We start from the raw sequence: 8685 nt of genomic DNA, 5'->3' as shown, positions 1-8685 counted from the left end.
TTTGTGTGGTAACTCTATTCTACACGAGGCCGTTATGGGTTTTTTTTGTGTTTTCAGCTAGGTGTTGCACTTAATATTACAATTCGTCATATAATTAGGCGAGCTTTTCATAAAAGCTAAAAAAAACATTATAATAGTAAGTTGTGGAATGTTTTTATCATGATTATTGATTAGTTTCCCAAGAAAAAACCTCTAATGATTTCAGGTTGTAAAGAACTTCATCATTTCATTTTTTTGATAACGCTTGCAAAGAGGTGTATGAAGAGGTAAAATATTTCTTGAGGCAAGTGCAATCGTTTGCGCAAATCATTCGATTTCTTGTCTTTCATGTACGATGGATGAAAGGATGGATGTCGGATGGCACCAACGATTGAAGCGGTTATTTTTGACTTAGACGGCGTGATTACCGATACAGCCGAGTATCATTACTTAGCGTGGAAGCAACTCGGAGAGGAGCTTGAGATTCCGTTCGACCGGGATTTCAACGAAACACTTAAAGGTGTAAGTCGGACCGATTCGTTAGAGCGGATCTTGGCGCTCGGTGGAAAGCAGCATGCTTTCACGGAAGCCGAGAAAAACGCGCTTGCGACGAAAAAGAACGAGCACTACGTCGAGTTGATTCAACATATCTCAGAACAAGATCTTCTTCCGGGAATTATTTCGTTCTTGGATGAAATTCGGGCTGCTGGGCTGAAAATCGGTATGGCGTCGGCTTCGAAAAATGCGCTGACAGTCGTTGAGGCACTAAAGGTCCGACACTATTTCGATGATATCGTCGATGCGGCAACAGTTGCTCAGTCTAAACCACACCCTGAAGTGTTTTTACAGGCAGCTGAAGCGCTTGACGTCGACCCGAGTCGCTGTATCGGTGTAGAAGATGCAGCAGCCGGTATTACGGCCATCCACGCGGCAGGCATGTATGCTGTCGGCGTTGGACCGGAAACGACGTTACATGAGGCAGACTATCGTGTCGATTCGACAGATTTGCTTTCCCTTGAGCAAATCTTAGCTAGTCGCTAACGACAACGTGCCATTCCCTGATGGTTCGTTGTTTCATCTGATTGATCTCTTTTCATGTGAGGAAAAGGACCGCTTCCCTGAGCGGTCCTGTTTGTTTACCAGGAGCAGAAAGTAAAAAAGTGAATTGCGTCCATCTAATGGAAATTTTATAAAAGAGGTACCTTGCAGCTAAGCTGCAATCAGATGACTTGGATATTGTACAAAACCTCATATAATTTTAAACAGAGGAGCATCGTCCCGAAGGGGCTGATGCTCCTCTGTTTTTATCTTTCGATCGATCACCCTTTTGACACGCCGCTGGGCACCGGGATGGCACTGTAATATGCTATTCCGGAATATACTGGCTGTAACTAATCTATATTTGAAGGCGATCTGGATGATAACGACCTTCCAAATATGCCACCAAGCCCTTACACGGTTCTCGATGAACTGTTGATTCCGGCCGACGATGAGTTGAGACTCATCATTGACCTCTTCTCTTTCTATTTCATCACGGAGTTACTCGGGAAAACTTATTGCTATGACAACGGACGGATGGCCTGATGTTCAAATACTTTTTCTTGAAGGCCTATTTGAACCTGTCCGATGTTGACTTGGTCAGACGGGCGACCGGTACTTCCTTTGTCTGCTAAATTCTCTTTCGCGGCATGAATTTTGCATTCCGATGTGCATTAAATTGCCCGGTCGGATACAAAAACGATATTTGAATTCGACTTTAAGACGCGGTGGTGGTGTTCATTGAATATAATTTTACTTACATGATCTCCTCTCCTCCCGTCCAAGTTAGCTAAATTTAATATACCGAGGTCTGAAAACAGAAAAAATCCCAAAGTGAGTCACTTTTTTTAGTGTCTACCATTTAGGGAGCAGTTCATCTTAGATGAGGTACTTACTTTTTTGACTGTGTGTAAATCTAATCAGATAGGTTAAAGTCTCACGAAAGAAGTCCCTGTGACGACTTTCTTTAAGTATGTTCCTAGCACGTAACCCGTCTTTCCTTGATAAGAGAGTTTGTACCAATTCCCTTTACGATAAGATGAGCTGATCTGTGTATTTTTCGGAATCGTCGTCAACTTTTTCGACGTAGTTGTATTGGATGTCCGAAGATTTAAAGAATCTGTTGTTTTATAAGTCGTTTTCGTAAAAGAAGTACCGCTAGCTGCCGATACTAAAGAAGACGGAAACGCAACCGTGAGTAGAAGCAAAAGTACTAGTGCAAACGACAATATTTTAGTTAATTTGTCCATTAATTTTCCAGTCTCCTTTTGTGTAAAATCAATAGTTAGAACGTCTTTTCGAATAAAATAAGTGCTTTTGAGATAGTTTAATTTATAATTTATATGTTCCGTTCTAGCTCCTTTCTGTTAATATGAGGTGTAACCATTATATCGGGTGTTTAGTGAAAATATTACAGGATAATTAAATATTTAAAAAAATCATATATTACACAGACAATTTATAGTCTGTAATATTTCAATAAACATACAATTGAAACATAATTGAAATATTTATGTTTAATTTTGGAAGGTAGGGTAAACATGGGAACGAGTGAACACATTTATCGTGAGTTGATGGAGATTGAAGAAGAATACCGCCGTCTTCAACGGCGTGCAGAATACTTGATTGCAGAGTTGAGTCGTGGTGCTGGAGATTATTCAAAAGAAGTCGCCGTAGCACAAGAACGCCCTCTAAAACAACGGCGTGTCAATCAGCGTTACCCGCTTGAAGTGTACGTCCACCAAATCAGTGATTTGATGCGTGAACGTGAATCGATGTCGGCACGTGACATTCAAATGGAACTTGAATTACGTTACCGTCACCAAATCAGTAACATCTATCAATTGATGGCGAAAGTCGAGCAAGCGAACCCGGCAATCAAAAAGGTTGGCCGTGGGATTTATACATATGATCCGTCTGCTGAAGTCCCGATCTTCATGTGAGCCGCTCGTCGGCTCTTTTTTTTTATGATATAATTCGCGCAGGAGCGTGATGTTATTATGTTATGGACTGCGTCCATCGTCTGTTTTATCGCGGCCTTACTGATCACACCCGTCGTAAAACGCTTTGCGATTGCAGTCGGTGCCGTTGACAGTCCGGACGCGCGAAAAGTACATGTGCGAATCATGCCACGTCTAGGTGGTTTGGCGATTTATATCGCGTTCATGATTGGCTATTTTATTTTGCAACCTTCGAGTCCCTATGCGACTCATATTCTAGTCGGAGGATTCGTCATCATTTTGACGGGGGCCTTCGACGACCGATTCCAATTGAATGCCCGTTTGAAACTGATGGGGCAAATTGTTGCTGCCGTCATCGTCTTAAATGGAGGTATTCGAATCGAATTTATCAACTTGCCGTTTGACCAGCAGTTATTTCTCGGTTGGTGGAGTGTGCCGTTGACGTTTCTTTGGGTCATCGGGATTACGAATGCCGTCAACTTGATTGATGGACTGGATGGACTCGCAGCCGGTGTCTCGAGCATCGTGTTGTTGACGTTGATCAGCCTCGCTGTCATCCAAGGAAATGTTTACGTGACGATCGTCGCGATTTTACTCTTGATGAGCACGCTCGGCTTTTTGTTCCACAATTTTTATCCGGCGAAGATTTTCATGGGGGATACAGGGGCCTTGTTCCTTGGATACATGCTTGGTGTCTTATCGTTACTCGGTTTTAAAAACGTGACCTTGTTCTCGCTTGCCGTTCCGGTCATCTTGCTCGGGATTCCGATCTCCGATACGTTGTTTGCAATCGTCCGGCGTGTTCTTCAAGGGAAACCACCGTTCGCACCAGACAAAGCCCACCTTCATCATCGTCTGCTCGATCTTGGATTTACGATGCGCCAAGCTGTGCTCGTGATTTATGGGTTGTGTTCGATTTTCGGTATGACAGCGATTTTATTTTCACAAACGAATTCCATCGGGGCACTCGTTTCGTTAATCATGTTATTGATTGTGCTCGATATCTTAGTCGAATCCCTCGGACTACTTGGCGAACGCTATCGTCCATTATTGAATTTACTCGAACGACTTACATCAAAATGACCAATCAGCCGCTCAAAATTTGATTTTTGGGCGGCTGATTGACGATTAAGGAGACTATTATGAATCCGATAGCGGAAAAAGAACGGATTATTTATTTGGATGTCCTCCGTGGTTTTGCACTATGTGGGATTTTGCTCGTCAATATGCCGAGTTTTCTCGGGGAACGGTTCGTGTCCGATATGGGACAAGTCGACCGATTGCTCCGGCTTTTCTTTGATTTGTTCATTCAAACGAAGTTTTATACGTTGTTTAGCGCGTTGTTTGGTGCTGGCTTTATCCTCTTCATCGACCGGCTCCGTCAAAAAAAGCGTTCGCTGTGGATTTTTGTTCGCCGTTTGACGATTTTATTTGCGATTGGTCTCATTCATTTATTGTTTTGGGAAGGTGACATTCTCCAAACGTATGCGTTTTGCGGATTCCTTTTGTTGCTCTTCGTCAAAACACGACCGCTGACCAAACTCTTCATCGGTCTTGCCCTCCAACTGTATACGGTCTCTCTCTATCTTTCAATTTATCTCTTTGCTCAATCAGAAGGCGATCGTTCCATCATTGAACCGGACGGTCGATTGACCGATCTTGTTGCCGAACGTGATCTCGGAGGTTATTTCATTTATCATGCGACCGTCCAATTGCCGGATGCACTCGGAAATACGTTGATGCTTTGGCCGGAAATTTTATCTCTCTTTTTAATCGGCGCCTATTTGATGGAACGCTTTTCAGTGCGGCCACCGACAACACGATTGCTCATCATAGGGTTCCTCGTAAGCTTGATTTTGTCGCTCCCTGCACTAACGCAAATTATTCGCGTTCACCAAGGGCGGGTCGCAGATGGACTAATCAATTACTTTTTCGTCTGGTTGTCCGGACGAACGCTCGCCATTACTTATGCGACAGCCATCGCCTTGGCCGTTCGGGCCGGCCTGCGAATGGAAGGGTTCCGCTTGCTCGGACGGATGGCGCTAACGAATTATTTGACGCACACACTCGTTTTTACAGTCCTTGTTTTCTTATCCGGGACATACGGCACGATTCCGCTGTGGCAAGGGACGTTAGGAGCTCTCATCTTATTAGCCTGCCAAACGTTTTTCTCGCGTTGGTATTTACGACACCATCACCAAGGACCAATCGAAGCATTGTGGAGAAAGGGGACATACGGAAAACAAAAGTCGACTGAACTGTAAGCTGTCACAAAAAATTTACAAACGTTTCGTATACTAGGTGTTGGAGGTGGAGAAATGAGTAGATGGATAGAAATCTTCATCGTCTCTTTGAAGCTCGGCTTGACATCGTTCGGAGGTCCTGTCGCGCATCTCGGATACTTTTATGAAGAATACGTCAAACGAAGGAAGTGGATTGACGAGAAAGGCTACGCTGATCTTGTGGCACTTTGCCAGTTTCTTCCCGGTCCGGCATCGAGTCAAGTCGGGATGGGAATCGGGTTGATTCGTGGTGGCGTCGTCGGTGCAATCATTTCCTTTATCGGGTTTACATTACCGTCGAGTCTGTTATTGATCATGTTCGCATTGCTTGCGACAACCTACGATTTGACCGATGCGGGATTCATTCACGGTCTGAAACTCGTCGCGGTGGCGATTGTTGCCGATGCTGTACTCGGAATGGGGATGAAGCTTGCTGTTGGACCAAAGCGGTTAGCGTTGATGTTGCTTGCGCTTGCAGGTGTCTTAATCTTCGATCATCCGCTTGCGCAAGTCGGTGTCTTACTACTGGCGGCATTGTTCGGATTACTCTTGTTTAAAGTTGAACCACAATCTGGTCAACCGTTAGCCATTCACGTATCACGCGTATGGAGCATCAGTGCGCTCATACTCTTTTTCGGTTTGTTGGTCGCGACACCGATTTTAGCAACGGTAGCGACGGGAAACGTGCAGCTCGCGAGCATCATGTACAATGCCGGTGCACTCGTGTTTGGTGGCGGTCACGTCGTCTTACCGTTTCTCAACCAGGCACTCGTACCAGGATTTATGGACGGAACGAACTTTCTAGCGGGGTATGCCGCGGCCCAGGCTGTTCCCGGTCCACTCTTTACATTTGCGACCTACCTCGGGACGGTCATTTCAGGTGTGTCGGGTGGTCTGCTCGCGACATTGGCGATTTTTTTACCCGGTTTTCTGCTCGTGATTGGCGTCGTCCCGTTTTGGGATCGCGTCCGAATGAATAAACAGGTCGGACGGATGTTGATCGGCGTCAATGCAGCGGTCGTTGGTTTGTTGTTAGCCGCCTTATATGACCCGATCTTTACATCGAGCGTCGAGACGAGTCTCGATTTCTTCGTCGCCTTCTGGCTCTTTTGTTTACTTCGTTTTTATAACCAGTCGCCGTTACGCATCGTTTTACTTGGAGCAGTGATTGGAATGGTGTTAAGCGGGATTGGTCTCGCTTAACACAGAGGAGTGTCTAACCGGCCGTTACTTCATCTAGGTATGATACAAACTAAAAACGCCCTGTCTTTCTAATAGACAGCGCGTACAGCGTGTAGACAAACTCTTATGAAGCGTCAACATGCGATAACGAGAGACAATCCGGTCGCGCTTCCCTGTCTCGCCTCGTCTTCAAAGCGGCAATCTTCCGCGCCGCTACAGCAAAGCTGCAGGGTCGCGACCGATTGCTTTTCGCTTTAAAAGCGATTCGAGACAGATTGCGCCCTAAACCGTCTGCATGACTGGATTTCCGTCATAGTGTTACCTAAAAAGCGTCACGTTTCGTTGACTCCTGCGGGGAGAAGTGCGTTTTTAACGCACTTTTAGAGGCAGGCAAGACCCTGCTTCTTGTCCGTTAGGATCAAGGAGCAACGGCTTGCGCCTCGCCCGAGGAAAGCAACGAAAAAAGACGCTTGATCTCCCGATGGCACTTTGTCTACAGCCTGAACGCGCTGTCTTTCTAATAGACAGCGCGTAATCGTTTTGGACAAGGAATGCGAACTTTTCCATATGTGACTTGGATAGGTTTCAAGACGGCATGAGCGAAAAGTACGGAAATAGAAATGGCCGATGATTCCATAAAAGAGAGAATCATCGGCCATTTGATTGTTGTCGGAAACGTACGACATAAGGATTGATTTTACTCTGACTTATGAGTCAGCTCCATTGTTTCCAGTCTTACGCTTGAGGTGGACGAGGGCGATGTCTTGCCGGACGGTCGTCGCGTCTTCGATGAAACCGAATTGATGATAAAGCGCAATCGCCGGCGCGTTCAATTTTGCCGTTGAGACGAACTGCAGATCCTCTGCTGCAAGCGCATGGTGCAGTAAACGAGAGGCGACACCTTGCCGGAAAAAATCGGGTGCGACGAGCAGACGTGTAATCGTCCGATCGGAATACGTCAGGCAACCGATGAGTCCGGATTCGGACGTCAAGACGTAACCGAGCGGAGCTTCTTGCGTCAATTCAGCCGATGTTTGGCGCAAAGGTGGAAAATCGGTCGTACCGATTAACTCCGCCTCTATTTGATAAGCACGTTTTTGTAATGCGAACAACGCCTCAAAGTCAGTTTGCTTCAGTCGACGTATCATCTTTTGTCCCTGAATCGTCAGCTGATGCCTCACTTGCCTGGTTCGTCGGCAGAGCGAGTTGTTCTTTTAACATGTTTTTTGCTTCTTGGAGCGACTCTTCATCCAGCTTGTAGTAATAGCCGCCGTTGATTCGGGCATCCGATCCTTCTAAGTCGATCCGGTTGACGGTCGCGAGTGACTTGATGAACGGCTGCAGCTGGAATGCTTCCGTTAACGACATGTTCGTTTGGAAGTTATCGCCGGTCGCTTGCATCAATTGATTCAACTTTGTGATTGAACCGAGCGAAGTCGATTCATCGATGATGGCTTGTAAAATTTGTTGTTGGCGTTTTGTACGGCCGATGTCACCTTCGGGATCTTCGTAGCGCATCCGGGCATAGGCGAGTGCTTCTTCACCGGTTAATGTCTGAACGCCGGGATCGAGCTTGACGCCGCTCTGTTGATCAGATGAATCGAGTGTGTCGATCGGCAACTTGACGTCGACGTCGACTCCGCCAATTGCATCGACAATCGCGACGACACCATTAAAGTTGATTGAGCCATAATAGTCGATTGGGATATCGAGCAAGTTCTCGACCGTCTCAATCGTTGAATCGATTCCTCCGAACGCATACGAGTGATTAATTTTATCTTCGTAGCCGACAGACGGAATCATGACGAGGGAATCCCGGGGGATACTCAACATGCTGACTTTCTTTTCCGCTTTGTTGAAGGTGGCGACAATCATCGTGTCTGATCGTGAAGCAGTGTCACCAGGGCGTTCGTCCGTCCCGACGAGCAGGACGGAGAAATGATCTTTCGTCAAATCGACGGCCGCTGGACGTTTTTCTGATTTTTCACCACGGGATAATTTTACTTCTGTTTTGTTGGCTGTTTGAAAGGTTTTATATGCGACGTAGGCGAACGTAGCGCCACCTGTGACTAAGACGATGAGAAATACGGTGACGAAAATCTTAAACCAAGAGCGTTTTGATTTTCGGTTATTAGAACGAGATCGTGTAGAATCCTCCACTGTTCATTGCCCCTAACTTTACTGAATAATTAAAAAACTTTTAAATTCTTTACAAACAGTATAGCAGGTCGAGACAGAATGTC

General features: G+C 45.8%; 8 protein-coding genes. 5 read left to right on the top strand and 3 right to left on the bottom strand.

Annotation, left to right across the window (positions count from 1 at the left end):
* Window positions 1–357 precede the first annotated feature (357 nt).
* Window positions 358–1020 (top strand): beta-phosphoglucomutase, encoded by a 663-nt coding sequence (pgmB, locus tag KNP94_RS09170; protein WP_215115588.1) that lies wholly within the window; start codon window positions 358–360, stop codon window positions 1018–1020.
* Between the two features lie 926 nt (window positions 1021–1946).
* On the opposite strand, the gene KNP94_RS09165 is transcribed toward pgmB, so the two are convergent.
* The gene (locus KNP94_RS09165) at window positions 1947–2267 is read right to left on the bottom strand and encodes an SH3 domain-containing protein (protein ID WP_215115587.1); all 321 of its coding nucleotides are present in this window, start codon (window positions 2265–2267) and stop codon (window positions 1947–1949) included.
* Between the two features lie 291 nt (window positions 2268–2558).
* On the opposite strand from KNP94_RS09165, the gene KNP94_RS09160 reads away from it, so the two are divergent.
* From KNP94_RS09160 to chrA, 4 genes are read left to right on the top strand one after another with little or no spacing between them, the layout of a single operon-like run.
* Complete coding sequence (locus KNP94_RS09160; RefSeq protein ID WP_214892620.1) at window positions 2559–2960, top strand: Rok-like winged helix domain-containing protein; 402 nt, start codon at window positions 2559–2561, stop codon at window positions 2958–2960.
* Between the two features lie 57 nt (window positions 2961–3017).
* Complete coding sequence (locus KNP94_RS09155; RefSeq protein WP_215115586.1) at window positions 3018–4061, top strand: glycosyltransferase family 4 protein; 1044 nt, start codon at window positions 3018–3020, stop codon at window positions 4059–4061.
* A 59-nt stretch (window positions 4062–4120) separates the two neighbouring features.
* Window positions 4121–5242, top strand: coding sequence for a DUF418 domain-containing protein (locus KNP94_RS09150; protein ID WP_215115585.1), 1122 nt, complete (start codon window positions 4121–4123; stop codon window positions 5240–5242).
* Window positions 5243–5296: 54 nt separating this feature from the next.
* Window positions 5297–6463 (top strand): chromate efflux transporter, encoded by a 1167-nt coding sequence (chrA, locus tag KNP94_RS09145; protein WP_215115584.1) that lies wholly within the window; start codon window positions 5297–5299, stop codon window positions 6461–6463.
* 686 nt (window positions 6464–7149) lie between these two features.
* On the opposite strand, the gene KNP94_RS09140 is transcribed toward chrA, so the two are convergent.
* Both KNP94_RS09140 and KNP94_RS09135 read right to left on the bottom strand, forming a co-directional pair.
* Complete coding sequence (locus KNP94_RS09140) at window positions 7150–7590, bottom strand: GNAT family N-acetyltransferase (protein WP_088837802.1); 441 nt, start codon at window positions 7588–7590, stop codon at window positions 7150–7152.
* Entirely contained in the window at window positions 7565–8602 is a 1038-nt protein-coding gene (locus KNP94_RS09135; RefSeq protein WP_214804290.1) for an LCP family protein, read from the bottom strand. Before KNP94_RS09135 ends, KNP94_RS09140 begins: the two co-directional genes overlap by 26 nt.
* Window positions 8603–8685 lie beyond the last annotated feature (83 nt).

This window comes from Exiguobacterium sp. s80, from assembly GCF_018618725.1.
Classification (GTDB): Bacteria; Bacillota; Bacilli; order Exiguobacteriales; family Exiguobacteriaceae; genus Exiguobacterium_A; species Exiguobacterium_A oxidotolerans.
The sequence above is the reverse complement of the archived record's forward strand: the minus strand, read 5'-3'. Positions and strand labels throughout refer to the sequence as shown.